This window comes from Pseudarthrobacter enclensis (genome assembly GCF_030811655.1).
GTDB lineage: Bacteria > Actinomycetota > Actinomycetes > Actinomycetales > Micrococcaceae > Arthrobacter > Arthrobacter enclensis_A.
Genome location: NZ_JAUSRE010000005.1, coordinates 52571 through 75670, shown reverse-complemented (window position 1 = coordinate 75670; position 23100 = coordinate 52571). Strand labels below are relative to the sequence as shown.

Annotated in this window: 19 protein-coding genes; 11 read left to right on the top strand and 8 right to left on the bottom strand. The window is 66.4% G+C overall.

Features of this window, described 5'->3' with window-relative positions:
- Positions 1 to 20 precede the first annotated feature (20 nt).
- The 4 genes from J2X98_RS06375 to J2X98_RS06360 all read left to right on the top strand — a co-directional run bounded on the left by J2X98_RS06375 (position 21) and on the right by J2X98_RS06360 (position 3252).
- A complete protein-coding gene (locus tag J2X98_RS06375) occupies positions 21 to 806 on the top strand; it encodes a sulfite exporter TauE/SafE family protein (protein ID WP_307305670.1) in 786 nt (261 codons plus the stop codon).
- Positions 807 to 813: 7 nt separating this feature from the next.
- A complete protein-coding gene (locus J2X98_RS06370; RefSeq protein WP_307305667.1) occupies positions 814 to 1623 on the top strand; it encodes a TrmH family RNA methyltransferase in 810 nt (269 codons plus the stop codon).
- A 176-nt stretch (positions 1624 to 1799) separates the two neighbouring features.
- Complete coding sequence (locus J2X98_RS06365; protein ID WP_018761303.1) at positions 1800 to 2057, top strand: type B 50S ribosomal protein L31; 258 nt, start codon at positions 1800 to 1802, stop codon at positions 2055 to 2057.
- Positions 2058 to 2154: 97 nt separating this feature from the next.
- Complete coding sequence (locus J2X98_RS06360; protein ID WP_307305662.1) at positions 2155 to 3252, top strand: lipoate--protein ligase family protein; 1098 nt, start codon at positions 2155 to 2157, stop codon at positions 3250 to 3252.
- 66 nt (positions 3253 to 3318) lie between these two features.
- Here the strand turns inward: J2X98_RS06360 and pepN are convergent, their stop codons facing one another.
- The gene (pepN, locus tag J2X98_RS06355; RefSeq protein ID WP_307305659.1) at positions 3319 to 5973 is read right to left on the bottom strand and encodes an aminopeptidase N; all 2655 of its coding nucleotides are present in this window, start codon (positions 5971 to 5973) and stop codon (positions 3319 to 3321) included.
- Between the two features lie 33 nt (positions 5974 to 6006).
- Positions 6007 to 7065 carry a YeiH family protein gene (locus J2X98_RS06350; protein WP_307305656.1) on the bottom strand — a complete coding sequence of 353 codons (1059 nt, stop codon included), beginning with the start codon at positions 7063 to 7065 and terminating at the stop codon, positions 6007 to 6009.
- A 113-nt stretch (positions 7066 to 7178) separates the two neighbouring features.
- On the opposite strand from J2X98_RS06350, the gene J2X98_RS06345 reads away from it, so the two are divergent.
- Genes J2X98_RS06345 through J2X98_RS06335 form a run of 3 tightly spaced genes read left to right on the top strand, consistent with a single transcriptional unit; the run spans position 7179 to position 10570 of the window.
- Positions 7179 to 8735: a circularly permuted type 2 ATP-grasp protein gene (locus J2X98_RS06345; RefSeq protein ID WP_141941304.1), complete on the top strand. Its 1557-nt coding sequence runs from the start codon at positions 7179 to 7181 to the stop codon at positions 8733 to 8735.
- Between the two features lie 60 nt (positions 8736 to 8795).
- The gene (locus J2X98_RS06340; RefSeq protein ID WP_141941306.1) at positions 8796 to 9722 is read left to right on the top strand and encodes an alpha-E domain-containing protein; all 927 of its coding nucleotides are present in this window, start codon (positions 8796 to 8798) and stop codon (positions 9720 to 9722) included.
- Positions 9719 to 10570, top strand: a complete 852-nt coding sequence (locus tag J2X98_RS06335; RefSeq protein ID WP_141941308.1) for a transglutaminase family protein — start codon at positions 9719 to 9721, stop codon at positions 10568 to 10570. Before J2X98_RS06340 ends, J2X98_RS06335 begins: the two co-directional genes overlap by 4 nt.
- 65 nt (positions 10571 to 10635) lie before the next feature.
- Here J2X98_RS06335 and J2X98_RS06330 read toward each other — a convergent pair whose 3' ends face one another.
- The 3 genes from J2X98_RS06330 to glgC all read right to left on the bottom strand — a co-directional run bounded on the left by J2X98_RS06330 (position 10636) and on the right by glgC (position 14073).
- Positions 10636 to 11106 (bottom strand): pyridoxamine 5'-phosphate oxidase family protein, encoded by a 471-nt coding sequence (locus J2X98_RS06330; protein WP_174237502.1) that lies wholly within the window; start codon positions 11104 to 11106, stop codon positions 10636 to 10638.
- A gap of 18 nt (positions 11107 to 11124) precedes the next feature.
- On the bottom strand, positions 11125 to 12576 hold the full coding sequence (locus J2X98_RS06325; RefSeq protein ID WP_141941310.1) for an SDR family NAD(P)-dependent oxidoreductase: 1452 nt from the start codon (positions 12574 to 12576) through the stop codon (positions 11125 to 11127).
- A gap of 87 nt (positions 12577 to 12663) precedes the next feature.
- Positions 12664 to 14073, bottom strand: coding sequence for a glucose-1-phosphate adenylyltransferase (glgC, locus tag J2X98_RS06320; protein WP_307305647.1), 1410 nt, complete (start codon positions 14071 to 14073; stop codon positions 12664 to 12666).
- A 102-nt stretch (positions 14074 to 14175) separates the two neighbouring features.
- On the opposite strand from glgC, the gene glgA reads away from it, so the two are divergent.
- On the top strand, positions 14176 to 15381 hold the full coding sequence (gene glgA / locus J2X98_RS06315) for a glycogen synthase (protein ID WP_307305644.1): 1206 nt from the start codon (positions 14176 to 14178) through the stop codon (positions 15379 to 15381).
- 106 nt (positions 15382 to 15487) lie between these two features.
- Here the strand turns inward: glgA and J2X98_RS06310 are convergent, their stop codons facing one another.
- Together J2X98_RS06310 and J2X98_RS06305 are read right to left on the bottom strand one after the other, a co-directional pair.
- The gene (locus J2X98_RS06310; RefSeq protein ID WP_307305641.1) at positions 15488 to 17602 is read right to left on the bottom strand and encodes an acyl-CoA dehydrogenase family protein; all 2115 of its coding nucleotides are present in this window, start codon (positions 17600 to 17602) and stop codon (positions 15488 to 15490) included.
- A gap of 1 nt (position 17603) precedes the next feature.
- On the bottom strand, positions 17604 to 18371 hold the full coding sequence (locus J2X98_RS06305) for a TetR/AcrR family transcriptional regulator (protein ID WP_373460836.1): 768 nt from the start codon (positions 18369 to 18371) through the stop codon (positions 17604 to 17606).
- A 19-nt stretch (positions 18372 to 18390) separates the two neighbouring features.
- On the opposite strand from J2X98_RS06305, the gene J2X98_RS06300 reads away from it, so the two are divergent.
- Genes J2X98_RS06300 through J2X98_RS06290 form a run of 3 tightly spaced genes read left to right on the top strand, consistent with a single transcriptional unit; the run spans position 18391 to position 22003 of the window.
- Complete coding sequence (locus J2X98_RS06300) at positions 18391 to 19746, top strand: acetyl-CoA C-acetyltransferase (protein WP_307305635.1); 1356 nt, start codon at positions 18391 to 18393, stop codon at positions 19744 to 19746.
- Between the two features lie 8 nt (positions 19747 to 19754).
- Positions 19755 to 21095, top strand: coding sequence for a 3-oxoacyl-ACP reductase (locus tag J2X98_RS06295; protein ID WP_307305632.1), 1341 nt, complete (start codon positions 19755 to 19757; stop codon positions 21093 to 21095).
- Entirely contained in the window at positions 21092 to 22003 is a 912-nt protein-coding gene (locus J2X98_RS06290; protein ID WP_307305628.1) for a MaoC family dehydratase, read from the top strand. The genes J2X98_RS06295 and J2X98_RS06290 overlap by 4 nt, the downstream gene beginning before the upstream one ends.
- Positions 22004 to 22025: 22 nt before the next feature.
- On the opposite strand, the gene J2X98_RS06285 is transcribed toward J2X98_RS06290, so the two are convergent.
- Complete coding sequence (locus tag J2X98_RS06285; protein ID WP_307305625.1) at positions 22026 to 23078, bottom strand: FUSC family protein; 1053 nt, start codon at positions 23076 to 23078, stop codon at positions 22026 to 22028.
- Positions 23079 to 23100: the final 22 nt, after the last annotated feature.

Here is a 23100-nt window from a genome sequence, read left to right as displayed (position 1 = left end):
ACCGCACCCGCACCAGCGTCGTGGAATTCTTCAGCAGCATCATTGTGTTCATCGCCGGCCTGTGGGCCGGCACCATCAACGCGGTAGTGGGTTCAGGCACCCTGGTCACCTTCCCGGTCCTCATCGCCCTGGGCGTCGCCCCCGTAACAGCCTCCATGAGCAACGCCATGGGCCTGGTCTTCGGCACCGGCGCCGGAGCCTTCGGGTACCGCCGCGAGCTGGCCGGCCGCGGGCGGCAGGTCATGCGCCTGCTGCCGGCATCCGTCCTGGGCGGCATCACCGGCGCGTGGCTGCTGCTGCACCTGCCCGAAAAGGTCTTCCACTATGTGGCCCCCGTCCTGCTGGTCCTGGCCATGTTGATGGTCGTGTTCCAGCCGCGGCTGCAGGACTGGGTCCGCAACCGCGAGGCCAACCCCGAACACGCCGTCCGGGACAAACGCCACGGCGTCCTCCTGGTGGTCCTGGTGTACCTGGCCGGGGTATACGGCGGCTACTTCGTCGCTGCGCAGGGGATCCTGCTGGTGGGCATCCTGGGGGTATTCCTCACCGGCACCATCCAGAACGCCAACGCCATGAAGAACTTCCTGGTCCTCGGCGTGAATTTGGTGGCCGCCATCTCCTACCTGCTGTTCGCCTTCGACCGTGTCAACTGGCTGGTGGTGCTGCTGATCGCCGTGAGTTCCACCATCGGCGGCCTGATGGGCGCCAAGGTGGGCCGCAAGTTGTCGCCCCGCGTCCTGCGTGCGGTGATCTTCAGCCTGGGCATCGTGGCCCTCGGCGTCATGATCGCCAACCTGCTGCAATAATCACCCGGTGACTTTCCACTACCTCGAATCCGCCGACGACCCCCGGGTCAGCGACTACACCACCCTGACCGACGTGCACCTGCGCAAACTCCGCGAACCGGCGGAGGGCATGTACATTGCCGAATCGTCGCGGGTGCTGCGCCGGGCGCTCGCCGCCGGGCACCAGCCGCGGTCGTTCTTCCTCGCCGAAAAGTGGATGGCAGACCTCGACGACGTCTTCCGGGCGTACCCCGACGTTCCGGCCTTCATCGGCTCGGCTGCCCTGTTGGAGGAAATCACCGGATTCCACCTGCACCGGGGCGCCATGGCGGCCATGCAACGCCCCGCGCCGGTGCCGCTTCCGGAGCTCCTGTCCGGGGCCCGCCGCGTGGCGGTGCTGGAGGACATCGTGGACCACACCAACGTGGGCGCCATCTTCCGGTCCGCCGCCGCCCTGGACATCGACGCCGTCCTGGTTTCCCCGCGCTGTGGCGATCCGCTCTACCGCAGGAGCGTCAGGGTCAGCATGGGCACGGTCTTCCAGGTTCCCTGGGCGCGCCTGCAGGACTGGCCCGGGGACCTCGAGGTCCTCAAGGACCACGGCTTCACCGTCGCGGCACTGGAACTGACCCCCGATGCAGAGGATGTCGACGCCGTCGCATCCCGCAATCTGTCCAAGCTCGCCCTGGTGCTAGGCACCGAAGGTGCCGGCATGAGCCCCGGGACTCTCGCCGCCGTCGACCTCGCCGTCAAAATCCCCATGCGCAATGGCGTCGATTCACTGAACGTGGCCGCCGCCTCAGCCGTGGCCTTCTGGGAGCTGCGGGCCCGGGACTGACCTGGGCAGGGGGGGCGGGAGGCGCCCCGGGTCCGGTTCGTCAGGGCACCCCGCATCGGCTATGATGGATAGCTGGTTGTCCTGCTTTTTCAGCTTCGGCTGATGCAACAGCGTCCAGCCATCCCATTCATACCTGGCAGCTGGCAAAATCCAGCTGCGCGAACAAAGGTCCCATTATGAAGTCTGATACCCACCCTAAGTACGAAGCTGTTGTCTTCAACGACCTGGCCTCCGGCACCAAGTTCCTGACCCGCTCCACCGTGTCTTCCTCCAAGACCATCGAGTGGGAAGACGGGAACACCTACCCGGTCATCGACGTCGAAATCTCTTCCGAGTCCCACCCGTTCTACACGGGCAAGCAGCGCATCATGGACTCTGCAGGCCGCGTCGAGCGCTTCAACGCTCGCTTCAAGGGCTTCGGCGGCAAGAAGTAATTCGTTCGCCCAAGCTTGTTGCAGAAGGCCCGCACCGTTTCCGGTGCGGGCCTTCTGTGTTAGCCGTGCACCCGCTTTCTGCGGCAGGATGGGAAGCATGACCGAGTCAGCCTCTCCTGCCACCAATGCCGCCCCCAACCAGCGCCTTCACGGCGAGTACAAGGTTCCCGGCGGCAAACTCGTGGTGGTGGACCTCGACGTCGTGGACGGCGCCCTTGCCAACGTCTCCGTCAGCGGCGATTTCTTCCTGGAACCGGACGAGGCGCTGGAGGACATCAACGGCGCGCTGACCGGGCTTCCCGAAGGCACGCCGGCCAAGGACCTCGCGGCCGCCGTTACCGCCGCCCTGCCGGCCGGAGCCGTGCTCTTCGGCTTCTCGGCAGACGCAGTGGCCGTCACAGTCCGCCGCGCATTGGCCAAGGCCTCCTCCTGGGGAGACCACGAGTGGAACATCATCGCGCCCACCGTGCTGCCCACGGAAATCAACGTGGCTTTGGACGAGGTGCTCACCGAGGCCGTCGGCGCCGGTGAACGCACCCCCACCCTGAGGTTCTGGGACTGGCAGGAACCCTCGGTGGTGATCGGAAGCTTCCAGTCCGTGCAGAACGAGGTGGATCCCGAGGGCGTGGCCAAGCACGGCATCAACGTGGTCCGGCGCATCAGCGGCGGGGGAGCGATGTTCATGGAGGCCGGCAACTGCATCACCTACTCGCTCTACCTGCCCCAGACCCTGGTGGACGGGCTCAGCTTCGCCGACTCCTACCCCTTCCTTGACGCCTGGGTCATGGCCGCGCTGGAAAAACTCGGCATCAACGCCTTTTACATCCCGCTCAATGACATTGCCACGGACCAGGGGAAGATTGGCGGCGCCGCCCAGAAGCGCCTGGCCAACGGCGGCATGCTGCACCACGTCACCATGAGCTACGACATCGACGCGGACAAAATGGTGGAGGTCCTGCGGATCGGCAAGGAAAAGCTCTCCGACAAAGGCACCCGCATCGCCAAGAAGCGCGTGGACCCGCTCCGCCGGCAGACCGGCCTGGCCCGCACGGCCATCATCGAAGCGATGATCGAGGTGTTCAGCGAGCGCTACGGGGCAACGCCGTCACAGCTTGCCGGACACGAGCTGGCCGCGGCCGAGGAGCGGGTGGCGGCCAAGTTCGGCACCCGGGAGTGGCTCCACCGCGTCCCCTGACCCCGGCAGCGCAGTGAGGCCCCTGCTCGCCGCGCAGGAACTGTCCCTGCGCATGGAGGCCCGCCGTCAATGCGCCGGCCCGGCTTGGGGCGCTGAATTGACGACGGCGGCCTGCGCCGTGAGTGCCCGCAGCAGGTGGCTGCGCTGCTCAATAATGATCCGGCGCAGGGCATGCGGGGCGTCCGGGTTGGCGGCCAGCCAGTCATCCGTCCGCCGGACGACCGGGTGGTCATCGGGGCGGACACCGGGCACCAGGTCCTGGGCGGCCGGGTAGAGGCCCCGGACGATCCGGCTGGCGATTTCGATGCTGCGCGTGTCCCAAACAGTCCGCAGGCAGTCGAAGTAGGGCTCCACGTATGGCTCCAGGAGCGCCGGAGAGGCTGTGGTGAAGCCGCTGATGGTGGCAGTGAGGAGCTGGTTGGACAGTTCGTTCCCGTGGACGGCTGCGTCCCAGGCCGCGGCCTTGACCTTGGATTCCGGCCTGGACGCCATGGCAGTTGCGTGCCCGGCCCGGCCGGAGGCGGTGGTGTCGCGGGCCAGTTCTGCATCCAGCTCACCGGCGGTGGCCTGGCCATTGGCGGCCAAGGCGTGCCAGAGGTGCCATCGAAGTTCGGCGTCCACCGCCAGCCCCTCGACCGCGGACGTTCCGTCCAAAAGCCCGCGCAGCCGGGGGAGCAGGGCATCGTCATGCCGGCTCAGGGCGGCCACGGTGCGGGCCCAGGCAAGCTGCTGGTCCGAGCCAGGCACGGCCTCATCCAGCTGGGCAGCGGCTGCCGCCAGGAAGGATGCACGGACGCTGCCGCGGGTGCCGGCCGGCGTGTAGCGTTCGACGGCGGTCGCAGCGTTGTCGAGGACGTTCAGGAGTACGCCGATCCCCGTCTCAGCCGGGGCGAAGGCGGTCACTGCGTCAACGTACAAGCATGCGGGGCTTTCGCCGTCCCGGGCCGAGTTCCAGAGCGACGTCCAGCAGAGGGCGCGTGCCATGGGATCGGTGATCCTGTCCAGCGACGAACGGACGGTAGCTTCGGAGACCGGGTCCAGCCGGACCTTGGCGTAGGTGAGGTCGTCGTCGTTGACCAGCAGGAGCGCAGGCCGCGGCTGTCCGGCAAGCTGGGGCAGCTCCGTGCGTTTGCCGGCCACGTCGGTTTCGATGGTCCCGGTCCGCACCAGGGCGCTGTCGGCGTTGAAGTCGTAGGAACCCACGCGGAGGCGGTGCGGCCGAAGCTCCTCCCGTCCCGTGACCGGGTCCGTTGCCTCCTGGACGATTGCCACCCTGCCCGGCACGCCGTCGTCGTCCGCTTCCGTGTTGCCGGCACCGATGTCCAGGGACAGTGTGGAAATTCCCGAGGTCTGAAGCCACTGCCGGGCCCAGGCGGACAGCTCACGCCCGGAGGCGGCGTCCAAGGCGGCCAGGAGGTCTGCCAGCGAGGTGTTTCCGTAGGCGTGCTTCCGGAAGTACTCCCGCGACCCCGCGATGAAGGCGTCAAAGCCCACATACGCCACCAGTTGCTTGAGCACCGAGGCGCCCTTGGCGTAGGTGATGCCGTCGAAGTTCTGCTTCGCCGCCTCCAGGTCGGGGATGTCGGCCACGATGGGATGGGTGGTGGGCAGCTGGTCCTGGACGTAGGCCCATGCCTTGCGCTTGTTGGCGAAGTTCACCCACGCGGTGTCCCAGTCCGTGGCCCGGTCCACGCCGAGGGTTCCCATGTAGTCGGCGAACGATTCCTTGAGCCACAGGTCGTCCCACCACTTCATGGTCACCAGGTCCCCGAACCACATGTGGGCCATCTCGTGGAGCAGGGTGTTGGCCCGGCCCTGGTACTGGGCGTCGGTGGCCCGGGACGTGAAGACGTAGCTTTCGGTGAAAGTGACCAGGCCGGGGTTCTCCATGGCGCCGAGGTTGTATTCGGGCACGAAGGCCTGGTCGTACTTGCCCCACGGGTAGGGGAGATCGAAGAGGCGGTTGAAGAAGTCCAGGCCCTTCTTGGTCAGGCCGAACAGCTCTTCCGTGTCGAAGGACGCCGCCATCGACGCCCGGCAGTAGAGGGCCAGCGGCACATCAAGGTGCGTGCCGTCGTCGAGCGTTGCCTGCCAGCGGTCCTCTGCCTTGAAGTAGGGGCCGGCCAGCACCGTGGTGATGTAGGTGGACATGGGCATCGTTGTGGCGAAGTCCCAGCAGGCCGTGGCGGGGTCGCTGGTGAGCAGGGTGCGCTGCACTTCGGTACCGTTTGAGGCCACCTGCCAGTCGGCGGGAGCCATGACGTGGAAGGTGAAGGTGGCCTTGAGGTCCGGCTGTTCGAAGTTGGCGAAGACCCGGCGGGCGTCAGCAGGCTCGTATTGGGTGTAGAGGTAGCATTGGCCGTCGGCGGGATCCACGAACCGGTGCATGCCCTCGCCGGACCGGCTGTACAGGGCTGTTCCGGTGACGGTGACCTGGTTCTCTGCCCGCAGGTTGTCCAGCCTGATCCGCGGGCCCTCCACCACGTCCTCCACGGGCAGGCCCTTGCCGTTGAGGAACACGCTGTGCACGTCGCTGCCGATGAAGTCCAGGAAGGTGCTTGCGCCCGGTTCTGCGGTGAAGGTGATGACGCTGCGGCTCGTGTAGCCCGGGACTGCCGGATCCGCAGCCTGCCGCACGTCCAGGGACACGTCGTAGCTGGTGGTGCTGACCAGGGCTGAACGTTCAGCGGCTTCGCGGCGCTGCAGATTCTCATGTGACACCCGGCTATCTAATCACGGTGCCGTTTCATCGGCTCAGCCGGCGATGAGGAACGCTGCGCCCAGCCCCAGTATGGCAATCAGGAGCCAGGAAGCCAGGGCTGCCAGGAGGGCCTGTCCGCCGGTGTGCAGCAGGGTCCGGATCCGGACCGCCGAGCCCAACCCGAACAGCGCGGCACCCAGCAGGATGTCCTGCAGCGTTGCCCCGGCCTCGAGCCAAGGCGACGGCAGCCAGCCCGTGGACCGGAGCGCCACCATGGCCATGAAGCCCACAACAAAAAGCGGCACTACGGGCGGCATTTTCGATTTGGTTCCATCCGCGGCACCCAGGTCACGCACGCGGACCCTGTGGTGCGCGCCCGCCATCGCGGCCACGGGTGCCAGCAGGAGCACCCGGGTGAGCTTGACGACGACGGCGATCGCCAGGGCGGCGGTTCCGGCGGTTTGCGCCGTGGCCACCACCTGGCCCACGTCGTGCACGGACGCCCCGGTCCAGGCGCCGAACACAGCGGCCGAAAGACCCAACGGGTGGGCCAGCAGGGGAAGGACCCCGATGGCCAGGGTCCCGCAGAGGGTCACCAGGGCCACGGGCAGGACCGTATCCGCATGCCGGATGCGCCGGACGGCGGCCACGGCGCCGATCGCGGAAGCCCCGCAGATGGAGAACCCGGTGGCCACCAGGAGCGAGGTCACCGGCGGCAGGCGGAAGAGGCGCGAAATCGCGTAGGTCCCACCGAAACTGGCCGCCACGACGGCCACAATCAGGACCAGCGCCAGCCACCCCAGGTGCAGGACATCCATGATGCTGACCTTCAGGCCCAGAACCACGATCCCGGCACGCATCAAATGTTTCCCCGCGAAATCCAGTCCAGGCCGGGCCCGGCCACCGGTCCAGGTACTGGCGCCGGGGAGGTTGGCCGCGAGGACGCCGAGCACAACGGCGAGGGTCATCGCGGGCAGCGCCGGGACAAGCCCGTGCAGCACGAAGGCCGCCGCGACGGCAGCTGCTGCTGTCACCAGGCCGGGCAGCAAGCGTCCCAACCGGGTCCCGGAACTGCCGGGAGCGGGTTCTGGGAGGCTTCTGCTGACGGGCACTCACCTACTGTGCCTGAAAGGCCCAGTAAAGTACGAACCGGGCCATCGGCGCCAACACGCCAGAATGGATGGCAGTAATGAACTCGAAACAAAAAGATGGTTGGCTATTGGACATGTCAGACCTATTCCAGGATTACTCCGAGGCCGCCGGCCGCACCGGAGCCTACGACGAGATGTTCGCCCCGGGGCAACAGGCGAGGGACTCGTACGGGCAGGTGGCGGAGGCACTCCGGAAGCTCTCCCTGGCGGACGTGAGCGCGCGCGCCGACTCCATGGCACGGACCTTCCTGGACCGCGGCGTCACGTTCGACTACGCGGGCGAGGAGCGGCCCTTTCCGCTCGACATCGTGCCCCGGGTCATCCCCGCAGCTGAATGGGATGTCCTGGAACGGGGAGTGGCCCAGCGCGTCCGCGCCCTCGAAGCCTTCCTGAACGACGTCTACGACAAGATGACCGTGGTGTCCGACGGCGTGATACCCCGCCAGCTCGTCACCACCAGTGCGCACTTCCACCGGCAGGTCCATGGGTTCGAGCCTGCCGGCGGCGTCCGCGTCCACATTTCGGGTATCGACGTGGTCCGCGACGCAGCAGGTACCTTCCGCGTCCTGGAGGACAACGTCCGGGTCCCCTCAGGAGTCAGCTATGTCCTGGAGAACCGGCGCGCCATGGCCAAGGGCCTTCCTGAAGCCTTCGGCCAGCAGCTCATCCGCCCCGTTGAGGAGTACCCCCGCCGCCTGCTCTCGGCCCTGCGCAAAACGGCACCGGCGGGCGTTGACGATCCCACTGTCGTCGTCCTCACCCCGGGCGTCTTCAACAGCGCCTACTTCGAGCACACCCTCCTGGCCGGCCTCATGGGCGTGGAACTGGTGGAAGGTCGTGACCTCATTTGCCGTGGCAACCGCGTCTACATGCGCACCACCGCCGGCGAGCAGCGTGTGGACGTGATCTACAAGCGGATCGACGACGACTTCCTGGACCCGCTGCAGTTCCGGTCCGACTCCATGCTGGGCTGCCCAGGACTGGTCAACGCCGCCCGCGCCGGTGGAGTCACCATTGCCAACGCGGTGGGCAATGGCGTTGCCGACGACAAACTGGTTTACAGTTACGTCCCTGACCTGATCCGCTACTACCTCAGCGAGGAGCCCATCATCGCCAACGTGGACACCTACCGGCTCGAGGAGAAGGAAGCCCGGGAGTACACCCTGGACAACCTCGCCGAACTGGTGGTCAAACCCGTGGACGGTTCCGGCGGCAAGGGGCTGGTCATCGGCCCCGATGCCTCACCGGACGAACTGGACGCCCTCCGCCAGCGGATCATCGCCGACCCCCGCGGCTGGATCGCCCAGCCCGTCCTGCAACTGTCCACCGTCCCCACCCTGGCAGGTGACAAGTTCGGCCCCAGGCACGTGGACCTGCGCCCCTTCGCCGTCAACGACGGCGACAACGTCTGGGTGCTCCCCGGCGGCCTCACCCGCGTAGCGCTCAAGGAAGGCTCCCTGATCGTCAATTCCAGCCAGGGCGGCGGCTCAAAGGACACCTGGGTCCTGGCCGACTCGCCGCAGATGCCGGTGGAAACCGTGCCCCGTCAGTCCGTCACCGTCCGCGAGCGCGTCTCCGTGTGGCCCGTGGAAAGCAATTGGCGCGACCGCCAGTCGGAGCAGCAGCAGTGAGCCGCTTCGCCGTCGTGCATGTCTTTTACAACGTTCCGGGCGCGCAGGAGGTAGCCGCGAATGCTTAGCCGTATTGCCGAGTCCCTGTTTTGGATCGGCCGCTACGTGGAGCGGGCGGACGGTACCGCCCGAATCCTCGACGTGCACCTGGAGCGCCTGAACCACCTCCCCATGGAGGAGCGCAAAAGCGTGGCCCAGGAACTCCTGGCGGTCATGGGCGCCCGCCCGCAGAGCGAGGACTTTGGACTCCCCGAACTGCTCCACGCCCTGGCGTACGACAAAACCAGCGCCACGTCCATCGCAGGCTCCCTGGGTGCGGCCCGGGAGAATGCACGGCGTGCGCGTGAGACGGTGTCATCGGCTCTCTGGGAGAGCCTGAACACCACCTACTACGGCCTCAGCCAGCACCGCAAGGACGTGGTGGGCACCTACCGTTTCTGCAACTGGACGCTGGAGCGCACGGCGATGGTCAGCGGCCTCGCCGATACCACGGTGAGCCATGACGAAAGCTGGCTGTTCCTGGTCCTGGGGCGTTCCCTGGAACGCGCGGACATGACAGCCCGGATGCTCTCCACGCGCGATGTGCTCTCCGCCGGCATGTCCTGGGTCAACATGCTGCGCTGCGCGGGCGCCTACGAATCGTTCCTCCGCACCCGCCGGGCGGCCTTCGGCGACCAGCACGCCGCCGAATTCCTGCTCCTGGACCGGCTGTTTCCGCGGTCCATCGTCTACGCCCTGCGGGATGCCGACGAGTGCCTGGCCAAGCTGGACCCGTCCGCGCAGCGGGTGGGGTTCATCAACGACGCCCGCCGCATCGTGGGACAGGCCCGGACCTTCCTGGAGTTCCACCGGACAGACGACCTCATGTCCGAACTTCCCGAGCACATGGAACGGGTCCAGAAGGCAGTGTCCCAGGCTTCGGACGCCATTTCCCGTAAGTACTTCAATCAGGCGGACGAGCTTGCCTGGGTGGGAGAACTGTCATGACCCGGTTGAGCATCGTCCACAGGACGGCCTACAAGTACAACAAGCGGGTGACCCTGTCCTACAACGAGGCCCGGATGACCCCGCTGACCGACTCGCAGCAGGTGGTGTTGGAGTCTGTGGTCAAGGTGTCCCCGTCGCAGGCGGCTGTGAGCACCTACCGGGATTACTGGGGAACCAGGGTCACCGCCTTTGACATGCAGATGCCGCACGAGAACCTTGAGGTGGTCTCCAACATCACCGTGGAGGTGCACCGGGCGGAAAAGATCCCGGCCGAAGCTGACATCGTGGGCTGGGACGACCTGAAGTCCCCGGAGACGCTTGACGCCTTCAGCGACTGGCTGCCGCAGTCCCGGCTCAGCGGCCCGGGCGACGAAGTGCTGGGCATCATCCCGGACGTCGTGGCGGGAAAGAACCCGCACGAGGCAGCCATGGCCATCTTTGCCTGGATGCGCGGTGAAATGACCTACATGTCCGGCTCAACGGCCGTGACCACCAACGCCGAGGAGGCCTGGGGCCAGCGCCAGGGGGTTTGCCAGGACCTGGCGCACCTGGCCATCGGTGCCCTGCGGAGCTGCGGTATCCCGGCGCGCTACGTCTCCGGCTACCTGCACCCGCGGTCAAGCGCCGGAATCGGCGAGACCGTGGCCGGGCAGTCGCACGCGTGGCTTGAGTGGTGGGACGGGGACTGGCGCAGCTGGGACCCCACCAACCACAAGCCCGCCGGCGACTTCCACGTCACGGTGGCCAGGGGCCGGGACTACCGGGATGTGTCCCCGCTGAAAGGCATTCTGTCCGGCGGCGGCGGGTCCGCGCTGAAAGTCAGCGTGGAGATCACCCAGCTGGCCTGACACGGTGGCTTCCCCGGCCGACCTGGCCGGGGGATCGCCAGCCGGGCGGCTTTGGTCCCACGTGCTTACTCGGGGGCTGTCCTGGCTGAGCCGTTGATCTGGGTCCACCAGGTCATCGGATCGGTGACTTTGAAGCGGCGCCCCGTCACCGAATCCGGGGTGACGCGCACAAATGCGTCTTTCCGTCCGGACTGCCAGGGGAAGAGGTACAGGCGGGAGGTTTCCAGTACCTCCTCAGTGCTCTTGACCAGGGCGGCAGTGCCCTTGACCACCACGCTCCACGCCAGGCCAGTGTCGGGGTCCACGCCGTCCGCTTCGACGGCGACAGCCGCATCGCCGCCGGTTGCTGCGGACAGTTTGGTTCCCTGGGCGGTCCGGAAGACCAGCGTGCCGCCGTCAACTGTGTAGTTGACCGGGAAGATATCCGGACGGCCGTCAGCCAGCACCGCCAGTCTTCCCACGGACACCGTCCGCAGCAGGGCCCAGCATTCGTGGTGTTCGAGGTTCTGCACCTGGCTTGATGACTCGTTGCTCATGCCGTGAGCATACGCCCATCACCAGGGGCTGGGCTTGTAATCCTTCAGGAAGACACCGTACTGGTCCTCACCCTGTTCACCCATGACGATGGGATCGTAGACCCGGGCTGCGCCGTCCACCAGGTCAAGGGGCGCGTGGAAGCCTTCCTCCATGAGCCGGACCTTGGTGAAGTGCGGGCGTTCATCCGTGATCCAGCCCGTGTCCACGGCCGTCATCAGGATGCCGTCCGCGTCCAGCATCTCCTGGGCACTGGTGCGGGTCATCATGTTCAGCGCCGCTTTCGCCATGTTGGTGTGCGGGTGCCCCGGCCCCTTGTAGGCCCGGGAAAACTGGCCCTCCATGGCGGAGACGTTCACGATGTACTTCCGGCGGGCAGTGGAGCGCCGCATGGCGCCACGAAGCCGGCTGACCAGCAGGAACGGCGCGGTGACATTGCAGAGCTGCACCTCGAGCATTTCGAGCGGATCCACCTCGTCCACCACCTGGGTCCAGCTGTTGATGGTGGCCAGGTCCGGCACCAGGCCGCCGGCGTCGATTGCGGTGCCCGTGGCGATGCGTTCCAGGGAGGCGGACCCGGTGGACAGCGCCAGGGAGGTGATGGCGTCCCCGGCCAGCACGGGGTGCTCGGTGACACTGCCGGCAAGGGCCAGCGGGTGCTTGTCGTGCGCGTGGCCGAAGGTCAGGAGTTCGGGGCCGCCGTTGGCCTGTTCCAGCGCGGCGGGGAGGGGTTCGTCCTCAGCGTCCACCAGTGGCTTGTAGGCGTTGCCCGAACGGCGCACGGTCTGCGCGGCGTTGTTGATGATGATGTCCAGGGGTCCGGCCTCATTAAGTGAGTCGGTCAGGGCCATCACCTGGGCGGGGTCACGCAGGTCGATGCCTACGATCCGGAGCCGGTGGAGCCACTCGCCGCTGTCCTCCATGGCCGCGAACCGGCGTGCGGCGTCCTTGGGGAAGCGGGTGGTGATGGTGGTGTGGGCGCCGTCCCGGAGCAGCCGAAGGGCGATATACATCCCGATCTTGGCGCGGCCGCCGGTGAGAAGAGCCCGGCGTCCGGTGAGGTCGGTCCGGGCGTCCCGCTTGCTGTGGCTGAACGCCGCGCATTCCGGGCACAGCTGATGGTAGAACGCGTCCACCTGGGTGTAGTGCTGCTTGCAGATGTAGCAGGGGCGGGACCGGATGAGGTGCCCCGCGATCTTGCCGGTGGCAGACGGAGCCAGCTTGTTGCCGCGGGTCTCGTCGTCGATCCGGTCCGGCGCGGCTGTGGCAGTCTGGGCGATGACGGCGCGGTCGGCCTCGGCGATGGTATCGCGCTTGGTGACCCTCCGGTGGCGCTTGACGGCCTTAAACATCTTTCCGGTGGCGCGGCGCACCGAGATGTAGTCCGGGTGCTCCTCGTCGTACGCGTGGATGGTGTTCAGGACCTTGAGGCAGGCCTGGATGTCCTCAGGGGTCAGATCGGGGGAGCTCATTGGGAAAATTTTACCGTGAACGCCGCAGGCCGGGACACCACGAGAGGTGCCCCGGCCTGCGGATGCCGTAGAGGTCGTTGGTCAGGGTCAGGAGATCCGGGCCCCGGGTGTCGCTTCCGCCGCTGCGGCGGCATGGGCGCCGGCCACCTTGTCCACCGTGTCACGCACGTCCGGGTACTGTTCGGCGGCAGCCTTCACAGCGTTCGGGATAAGACTCAGGTGCCGGGCAGCGAGCTGGCGTTCCTCGTCACCGGGCTCCGGCACTTCCTGGCCTTTGGCGAGGACGGTGATGCCGGATTCTGTGACCTTGAAGCCGCGTGCCCGGTCAAGGTCCGGGTCCAGGCCGATGGCGGCACCGGCGGGAACTTTGACGTTCTTGTCCAGGATGGCCCGGTTGACCACAGCACCTTCACCGATCTGCACCTTGTCCATCAGGACCGAATCGATGACCCTGCCGCTGGTTGCGACATAGACGTCGTTGGAGAGGACGGAGCCTTCCACCACGCCGCCGGAGATCACCACGCCGTTGGCCACGATGGAATCCAGGGCGGTGCCAATGGTGTTGTTCTCGCCGCGGACGAACTTGGCCGGCGGGGAGATGCTCTGGCGTGTGTAGATGGGCCACTCGGAGTTGTACAGGTTGAACACCGGCAGCGGCGAGATGAGGTCCATATGGGCATCGTAGAACGAGTCGATGGTGCCGACGTCGCGCCAGTAGGTGCGGTCGCGCTCGGTGGAGCCGGGGATGTCGTTCAGCGTGAAGTCGTAGACACCTGCCTCGCCGCGGTTCACGAAGTAGGGAATGATGTCACCGCCCATGTCGTGCTTGGTGTCCAGGCGTTCGGCGTCCACATGCAGCGCGGCCACCAGGGCGTCGGCGTCGAACACGTAGTTGCCCATGGAGGCGAGGAACTGGGAGGGGTCTGCGGCAAGCCCGGGAGTGCTGGCGGGCTTCTCAACAAAGGCGGCAATTTTCTGGGGGTCGTTCTGGTCCACCTCGATGACGCCGAACTGGTCCGCCATATGCAGCGGCTGCCGTACCGCCGCCACGGTGGCTTTGGCCCCGCTGTTCACGTGCTGGGCCACCATCTGGGCGAAGTCCATGCGGTAGACGTGGTCGGCGCCGACCACCACCACGATGTCCGGGTTGGCGTCGTGGATGAGGTTCAAGGACTGGTAAATGGCGTTTGCGCTGCCCAGGAACCAACTCTTGCCCACGCGCTGCTGTGCCGGCACCGACGCGATGTAGTTGCCCAGCTGGGTAGACATGCGCCAGGTTTCGGAGATGTGGCGGTCAAGGCTGTGCGACTTGTACTGCGTCAACACGACGATCTGCAGGTAGCGGGAATTCACCAGGTTGGACAGCGCGAAGTCAATCAGGCGGTAACTGCCGGCAAAGGGCACAGCAGGCTTGGCCCGGTCTGCCGTCAGCGGCATAAGTCGGTTTCCCTCGCCACCTGCGAGGACAATGGCCAGGACTTTTTTGGTCAACGGCATAATGGTCGCTCCTGTACGCCTTCGTAACTCCCCAAGACAGTCCGGTAGGCCCGGACTCCTTCACACTAGAACAGTTATCCGTGAACGACTACCTTGGGTCTTGTGCGAATAGACATTGTGACTAAAGAGTTCCCGCCGGAGATCTACGGTGGCGCCGGGGTGCATGTAGCCGAATTGAGCAGGGTGCTTAGTAAGCATGTTGACCTGCAGGTTCGTGCTTTCGGAGCTCCCCGCGATGCCGACTACCACGGAGCAACCGTGACGTCGTATCAGGTTCCCGAGGACCTGGGCGGGGCCAATGCGGCGGTTCAGACCTTGGGTGTGGACCTGCGCATTGTGCCGGACGTGCAGGGCGCGGACCTGGTCCATTCGCACACCTGGTACGCCAACATGGCCGGGCATCTGGCCTCCTTGCTGCACGGAATTCCGCACGTTCTCAGCGCCCACAGCCTCGAGCCGCTGCGGCCCTGGAAGGCCGAGCAGCTGGGCGGCGGCTATGCCCTGTCCTCCTGGGTGGAGAAGACGGCCTACGAAGCGGCAGCGGCCATCATCGCCGTGTCCGAGGGCATGCGCCAGGACATCCTGCGCAGCTACCCCAACGTGGACCCGGAAAAGGTCCGGGTGGTCCACAACGGCATCGACGTGGAGCTGTGGCAGCGTGACGAAAACGACGACGCCGTCCGCGCCCTGGGCATCGATCCCGCCAAACCGAGCGTCGTCTTTGTGGGAAGAAACACACGCCAGAAGGGCGTCCCGTACCTCCTTCGGGCGGCCGCGCAACTTCCGGCGGACGTCCAGTTGGTGCTGTGCCTCGGTGCTGCGGACACCCCGGAACTGGCAGCGGAAACCGCCGCTTTGATCGAGGACCTGCAGAAGCAGCGCACCGGCGTAGTGCTCATCGAACGCATGTTGCCGCGCCACGAGCTGATCCAGGTCCTAAGCCACGCCACCGCCTTCGCCTGCCCGTCCATCTACGAACCGCTGGGTATCGTCAACCTCGAAGCCATGGCCTGTGGCGCGGCAGTGGTGGCCAGCGCAACCGGCGGCATCCCCGAGGTTGTCGACCATGGCCGCACCGGCCTTCTGGTTGACCTGGAACAGGTGACCGACGGCACGGGGACGCCCTTGGACCCCGAGAAGTTCGTCCGCGAGTTCGCTGACGCCCTCATTGAGGTGGTGTCCGATCCCGAACGCGCCCATGCCATGGGGCAGGCAGGCCGGGAACGGGCTGAGAAGCACTTCTCCTGGGAGTCCATCACCGAGACCACCCTTGAGGTCTACCGCTCGGTGCTCCCGGCCGGAGCCTGAGCGTCCCGGCGGTGCAACGCACGACGGCGCCGCTTCCCTTGGCAGGGGAGCGGCGCCGTCGTTGTTTCCGTGCTTCGGGGCACACTGTTTAAGCCCGGCCGGCGACTCAGCCCTTCCGGTCCGCCGCGGTCCGGGCGATCAGGACCTTCTCGTCCACCGGCGACTGCCCGCTCGCCCGTGCGGTGCGGAAATACTCGCGGGCTTCATCCTGGCGCGCCTTCTCCGCACCGGTGGCGATGGCTGCGCGAACGTGGTCATCGCCGTACCCGAAGGCGTCCACCAGATCCAGGGCATGCGGGCGGATCTTTTCCAGCAGCCGGTTAATGTAGCCGCCTACGGTACGTGCGCGCTGCATGGAGAGGCGGCCGTTCATAAGGTACCAGGACAGGTTCTTCTCGATCAGCGACAGGCCGAACAGGTCGCGCAGCCACGTCAGCACCTTCCGGGTCCCCGGGTCCTCCACTGTCTGGAGTGCGTCCGTGAACGCCTCCCACTGCAGCAGTTCGGCATGGGCCTGCGCAGCGTCGATGAGTTCGTTCTGGTGCCGGTTGAACAAGGCCGCGCCCTTGTCCTGCGGCAGTCGCTTGCTGCCCTTGAGGGCGGCTCCCGCCTCTGCCACCATGGTCTGGACCCTGTCCGTCAGGAGCGCGCGCTGGCTGTCCTCATCCCGGAGGGCGATGGCGGCCTTCTGGACTGAGCCGGTATCCGCCATGAACTGCGCCACCTGCCGCAGGCCGGTGCGGTGGACCGCGGCGCCTGCCGCCTGGGTCACCACGTAACGGGCCAGGACGCCGAAGTCCACGTTGCGGAACTCCTTGGCGTAGTCGGCAAGCAGTCGCTTGGCCACCAGTTGAAGCAATACGGTGTTGTCGCCTTCGAAGGTGGCGTAGACGTCCAGGTCTGCCCGCAGTGAGGCGAACCGGTTCTCAATCAGGAAGCCGGCGCCCCCGCATGCTTCCCGGCATTCCTGCAGCGTGTCCAGTGCGTGCCAGGTGCTCAGGGGCTTCAGTGCCGCCGCCAGGGTCTCCAGGTCCTGCCGGTCCGCGTCGGTGTCATGGGCGCCGGAGAAGACGTCGTCGAATTTCTGCAGGAGCTGCTCGTGGGCGAAACTTGCCGCGTAGGTGGCTGCCAGGCGGGTGAACAGCCTGCGCTGGTGCCGCTGGTAGTCCAGCAGGACCTCTTCTTCGGTATGGGAGGAGGCGTTGAACTGCCGGCGTTCGGTGGCGTACTGGATGGCTGCCTTCAGCGCCACCTTGGAGGCAGCGACGGCGGCTCCGTCCAGGGAGACGCGGCCCTGGACCAGGGTTCCGAGCATGGTGAAGAAGCGCCGCCCCGGGCTGGCGATGGGTGAGGTGTAGGTTCCGTCAGCGTCGACGTTGCCGTAGCGGTTCAGGAGGTTGGTCCGGGGAACGCGGACATTGGTGAAGTGCAGCCGGCCGTTGTCGATGCCGTTCAGGCCGCCCTTGATGCCGTCGTCCTCCCCGCCGATCCCTGGCAGGAATTCCTTGGTGTCCGGGTCCCGAAGATCCACGTAGAAGGCATGCACTCCGTGGTTGACGCCGTGGGTAACCAGCTGCGCGAAAACGACGGCGCCGAGTCCGTCAATTGCGGCGTTCCCGATGTAGTCCTTCCAGGCGGCGCGGAAGGGGGTGTTGACCACGAATTCTTCGGTGGCGGGGTCATACGTTGCCGTGGTGGCGATGCTGGCCACATCTGAGCCATGGCCGGTTTCGGTCATGGCAAAGCAGCCGGGGATTTCCAGGTTCATGATGCCGGGCAGCCACTTGGCGTGGTGCTCCGCGGTGCCCAGATGCATCACTGCCGAGCCGAAGAGTCCCCACTGGACGCCCGCTTTGATCTGCAGCGACGGATCAGCCACCACGAGCTCCTCGAACCCCGCAATGTTTCCGCCGTGGTCGTCGGAGCCGCCCAGTTCGGTGGGGAAAGCCCGGTGTACGGCTTCATTGTCCACGAGGTACTTGAGCTGCCCGAAGACGCGTGCACGGTGGTCCGTGTGCGTCAGGCCCTCGACCTTGTGCAGTTCCGGCCTGGCGGCCAGCTCCCTTGCCTGGAGCCGAACGTCAGCCCACTTGCCCAGGAGCTGCCGGCCCAGTGCCTCGACGTCGATGGCGGGTTCAGGGTTTTCGGCCGGGATGGTGGCTGCAAAGGTTGCCGCGGGGCGGGGGCCCTTGCCGGCGGGGCGGTCCACTACGTCAGTCATGTCATAGTCCTTCTTTGGCGGATAACTTGGTGGTCGGTGAAGCCAGGGAAACTTCCGGGGCAATTCCCACGCACAGCCAGGCGGTGATTTGGCGGGCCATGCTCTCCTGGCTCGGCTTGGCCGGGGAGTCCGGCGTGCTGAGCCACTGTTCGCCGGCATTGCGCACCAGGCCGATGGCCGCCTTGGGCCAGTAGCCGATGACGGTCTGGTCAACATCGCGCAGATGCGAGCGCATGGGCGTGGCAATCATGTCCGCGATGGCTTCGAAGAAGTGGCCCAGCGGGCCCCCCGCGGCGTTATGCGGCGGGTTTACGGGTTCGCTTGGGGCATAGCTGGTGACGAACGCGTAGACGTTGGGGCTGGTGTCGGCCATCTGAAGGTAGGCCGAGACCATCGCCAGCAGGCCCTCCCGCGGCGTGAGCGCGCTTTGTGCTGCTTCTTGGATGCGGTGCTGCATCTGGTTGAGGACCACTTCACCCACTGCCTGCTGAAGTCCGGCCTTGTCCCCGAAGTAACGGTAGAAGACGGATTTCGAGGTGCCCGCGGCTGTGGCGATGTCCTCCATGGACGCATCGCTGCCCAGCGCATGCACGGCACGCCTGGCCTGCTTGATGAGGTCCCTGCGGCGTTCCTCCCTGTGGCTCTGCCAGCGCGAGGAACGGCCGTCAGGGCTGGCGGGAGAAGCCAGGTCGACGGCCAAGGGAATGTTCGTGTCCTGAAAGTTCACGATACCCAGCGTATCAGGTACGCTGGGTATCGGTAACCACATGTGACCAGAGGAGCCATCCATGTCCATAGACGGACAGACCACCCCCGCCCCTGAGGAACCGGCCGCGGCCGCCGTCCCGGCAACCCGCAGGGCAGTGATCGTCGGCGGCAACAGGATTCCGTTCGCCCGTGCGGGCGGCGCCTATGCAAAGTCCTCAAACCAGGACATGCTCACCGCCGCGCTCGATGGCCTGATTGCCCGGTTCGGGCTTCAGGATGAGCGGATCGGCCAAGTCGCCGCGGGTGCGGTACTGAAGCACTCGCGGGACTTCAACCTCACCCGGGAAGCCGTCCTGGGGTCGGCGCTCTCCGCCGAGACCCCCGTGTACGACCTCCAGCAGGCCTGTGCCACGGGCCTCGAAACCGTGGTGGGCCTGGCAAACAAGATCAAGCTGGGGCAGATTGAATCCGGCATTGCGGGCGGCGTGGACTCCGCTTCCGATGCGCCGGTGGTGGTCAGCGAAGGGCTTCGCGAGGTCATCCTGGACCTGCACCGCGCCAGGACACTTCCCCAGCGGCTCCAGATCCTGAGTCGCCTGCGCCCCAAGGACCTGGCACCACTGGCCCCCGGCACGGCAGAGCCCCGGACCGGCCTGACCATGGGTGAGCATCAGGCCCTGACCACTGCGCAGTGGAAGATCTCCCGCGAAGCGCAGGACGAACTGGCGTTGAACAGCCACCACAATCTCGCCGCAGCCTACGAGTCAGGGTTCTTTGATGACCTCATGACCCCCTACCGCGGACTGACGCGAGACGCGAACCTTCGTGCGGACACCTCCATGGAGAAGCTGGCCTCCCTGAAGCCCGTCTTCGGCCGCAATCTCGGGGCCGATGCCACGATGACCGCCGGAAACTCCACTCCGCTCACCGACGGTGCGTCAACCGTGCTGCTTGCCTCCGACGAGTGGGCAGATGCCCGCGACCTCCCTAAACTGGCAGCCGTCGTGGACGCCGAGGCCGCGGCCGTGGATTTTGTCCACGGCAAGGACGGTCTGCTGATGGCCCCCGTATTCGCTGTGCCGCGGCTCCTGGGCCGCCAGGGCCTGACGCTGGCCGACTTTGACTACTTCGAAATCCACGAGGCCTTTGCGGCCACGGTCCTAAGCACCCTGGCCGCATGGGAAGACGAGGACTTCGGGCGAACCAGGCTCGGCCTGGAGGGCGCGTTTGGCAGCATCGACCGGACCCGGCTCAACGTCAATGGGTCTTCGCTGGCAGCGGGCCACCCTTTCGCGGCCACCGGTGGCAGGATCGTGGGCACGCTTGCAAAGATGCTCCACGCCAAGGCAGCTTCCGCGGGGCGTCCCGCCAGGGGCCTGGTGTCCGTTTGCGCAGCAGGCGGCCAGGGCGTCGTCGCAATCCTGGAATCTCTGTAGGGGGCGGCGTGGCAGATACATACACCCAGATGGTCAACAGCAACCTGGGCCGCAGTGTTGCCAGGAAGCTGGGCCTTCCGCAGCCCGCCGTACTCCGCCGCTACAAGTCCGGCCAACCACTGGTGACCGGACCCGTCGTCGTCGTAGGGGACACGCCGGGCGCAGACAAACTCGCCGCCGAACTGCTGTCCTGGGACCTTGACGTCAGGCGGCACGCCGTTCCGGCGGAAAAGCTGGCGGCCATCATCCTGGTCCTCGACGAGCTGGAGCACCCGGCGGAGCTTGAAAGGCCCGTGCTGGCAGCGGCCGGGTCACTCCGCGACCTGCAACCCTGCGGGCGGCTCATCACGCTGTCGCGGCCGGCGGCAGAGGCGTCTTCGCCCCATGCTGCGGCTGCACGGCAGGGAGTGGATGGCTTCCTGAGGTCGCTTGCCAAAGAACTGCGGGCGGGCGCAACGGGAAACGGCGTGCTTCTCGGCAACGGAACGGCGACCACGAGCCCCAGCGTCCTGGGTGCCGTCAGGTTCTTCCTCTCGGCCCGCTCGGCGTTCGTGGATGGCCAGTTCCTGTCGGTCTCCACGGAGGACGGGGCGCTTCCCCCAGATCCCGACCGTCCTTTGGCAGGGAAGGTGGCCGTAGTCACCGGCGCAGCCCGGGGTATTGGGGCTGAAATTGCGCGCACCCTGCACAGGGACGGCGCCACCCTGGTCCTCGTGGACATTCCGGCTGCAGGTGACCAGTTGGCATCCGTTGCCAATGAGGTGCGGGGCACCGCCCTGCAGCTGGACATCACCGGCGCTGACGCGGGGCAGCGGATCATCGACCATGCCGTGCAGCGGCACGGGCGGCTGGATATCGTCGTTCACAACGCCGGCGTCACACGGGACAAGCTCATGGCCAACATGGACCAGGCGCGGTGGAACCTGGTCATCAACATCAACATTGCTGCCCAGCTCCGCATCAACGAGGCCCTGCTGGCCTCCGAATACTTCCGGTCAACTCCGCGTATTGTTTCAGTTGCCTCTACCAGCGGCATCGCCGGGAACCGGGGGCAGACCAACTACGCAGCGTCCAAGGGGGGAGTGATGGGAATGGTGCGTGCCACCGCTCCGCTGCTCGCCACTGCCGGCGGCACGATCAATGCCGTCGCTCCGGGATTCATCGAAACAGACATGACCGCGCGCATCCCCTTTGCCGTCCGTGAAGTGGCGCGGCGACTGAATTCGCTGCAGCAGGGCGGAATGCCATCTGACGTAGCAGAGACCATAGCGTTCCTCGCCAGTGACGCGGCCGGTGGAATCAACGGGCAGGTGCTGCGTGTATGCGGGCAGAATTTGGTGGGGGCATGACGCTCCAGCAGCCGTTGGTCCTGGCAGAAATGCCCTCCCTGTCCAAGCTCTACGTCAACGCTGCCGCGCAGGCGGCCCGCCGCAGGCTGCTGGGAACCCACGACTCCGCCGTGCTTCCGGCTGAAAGCCACGAAGTCAGGGGCGTTAGGGTGAACGTGGAGAACCTTACGGCCTACCAGCACCTGATAGGCGAGACGGCGAGCGACGTTCTGCCGGCAGGCTTCATCCACGCAATCGCCTTTCCCCTGGCCATGAGCGTACTGAACCGCGACGACTTTCCGCTTCCCCTGCTGGGGATGATCCACCTTCGCAACAGGGTGGAGCAAAGGGCGCCCCTGGTATTCACCGACACTCTGGACATGACGGCGAGGGTGGAGAATCTCCGTGGCCACCGTGCGGGTACGCAGGTGGACGTTGTGGCGGAAGTGCGACGCGCGGACTCACCGGATGTCCACTGGCGCGGAGTTTCCACATACCTGGCCAAGGGTGTGTTCCTGCCGGGCATAGACAAACCCACGGCCGTTCCGCCCAGGCCCGACTTCACAGCGCCGGACCCTACGGCGCTGTGGCACCTTGGAGTGGATACGGGCCGGGCCTACGCAGCAGTGTCGGGGGATTTCAATCCCATCCACCTAAGCGTGCTCTCGGCCAAGGCCCTGGGCATGCGGCGTTCCATAGCTCACGGCATGTACCTGGCATCACGTGCGCTCGCAGATGTGGGGCCGGCCCGCGGAGATTCATTCACCTGGGACGTTGATTTTGAGGCCCCGGTCTTCCTTCCCTCCCGGGTTGCATTGGAGATCACTTCAGAAGAAAGCGGGGCAGGGGCGTGGAAGCGGTCCGACTATGTCGCCTGGAGCCCGCGCTCCGGACGGCGCCACTTCAGCGGGACCGTCACCGCCGTTTAGGAAAGGCAACGGCCCGCCGTGCCTACCCCCTGGGGCGGATGACCCGCAGGATCCGGTGGAGGCTCAGAAGGACCGACTCGGACGCAGGCACGGTTCCCTGTGCGGCCTGCCTGCCGGCGGTGGAGGCCATACAAGCCTCCACCGCCGTCCTGGCGGCTTCATAGGAGTCGTTGTATGTGCGCTCGTCGCTGTCGCTGTGGATCGAGAGGAGTTCTCCCGTTGCGTTGATGGCATCCGCCAGCGGCTCGTTGTCCTGCAGGGGGATCGCGTACGGCACGTCATCCTCCCAGATCACGTCTGAAAGGACATCGGTCATGTCCTGGATGTGGAAGGTCACGCGCTCCAGGTTCTGCAGGTCGCGGTAGTCCTGGTCCACGTCGCGCGGGTGGAGTTTTCTGCGCGGGTTGGCCCGGCGGCTGGCGTCGGCTTCCTTGACCAGGTGCCGCACGGAACTTGCCGCCTCGGACAGTTCGTCTGACCGGCGGGACCAGTCCTCGTGCTCAGGCGGCCACTTTTCCTTCAGCGCCGCGGCCATGTCCGTCAGTTGGCGCCCGAGGGCCTGCCGCAGGTCCACGAGGCTGGAGGCGGCGGCACTGAGGTGCAGTGGCGGAAAGATCAGGAAGTTCACAGCGATGCCGACCACCACGCCCGCCGCCATCTGCACCAGGTAGCCGTAGGAGAAATCCTCGGCGTTTCTGCCGCCCACCAGCAGAACCAGGAGGGCTGCCGTCGGAATCCAGTCGCTGCCTGAGCCAATGCCCGGCAGGCCGCCCAGCAGCACGCCTATTCCCATGAACAACGCCACGGTCAGCGGCGAGGGCTCGGCGATGCTGACAAGGATGAAGGCAAGTCCGATGCCAACAGCCAGCCCGGCGAGCGCCTGGAGCCCCTGCCGGACCGAGCCGGCCACGTTGTGGTACATCGCCACCAGCGCGCCCAGCGGCGCGTAGTATGCGTAGTGCGATGCCGCGCCGGGCATGTGCGGCGCGATGGCAAAAGCCAGCCCGGCTGCCAGTGCGGCTTTAGCCGCAAGTTGCAGCCGCTGCTCCGCGAAGGCAGCGGAAAGTCCAGCCACCGATTGTTTGAGAAGTTGGGTC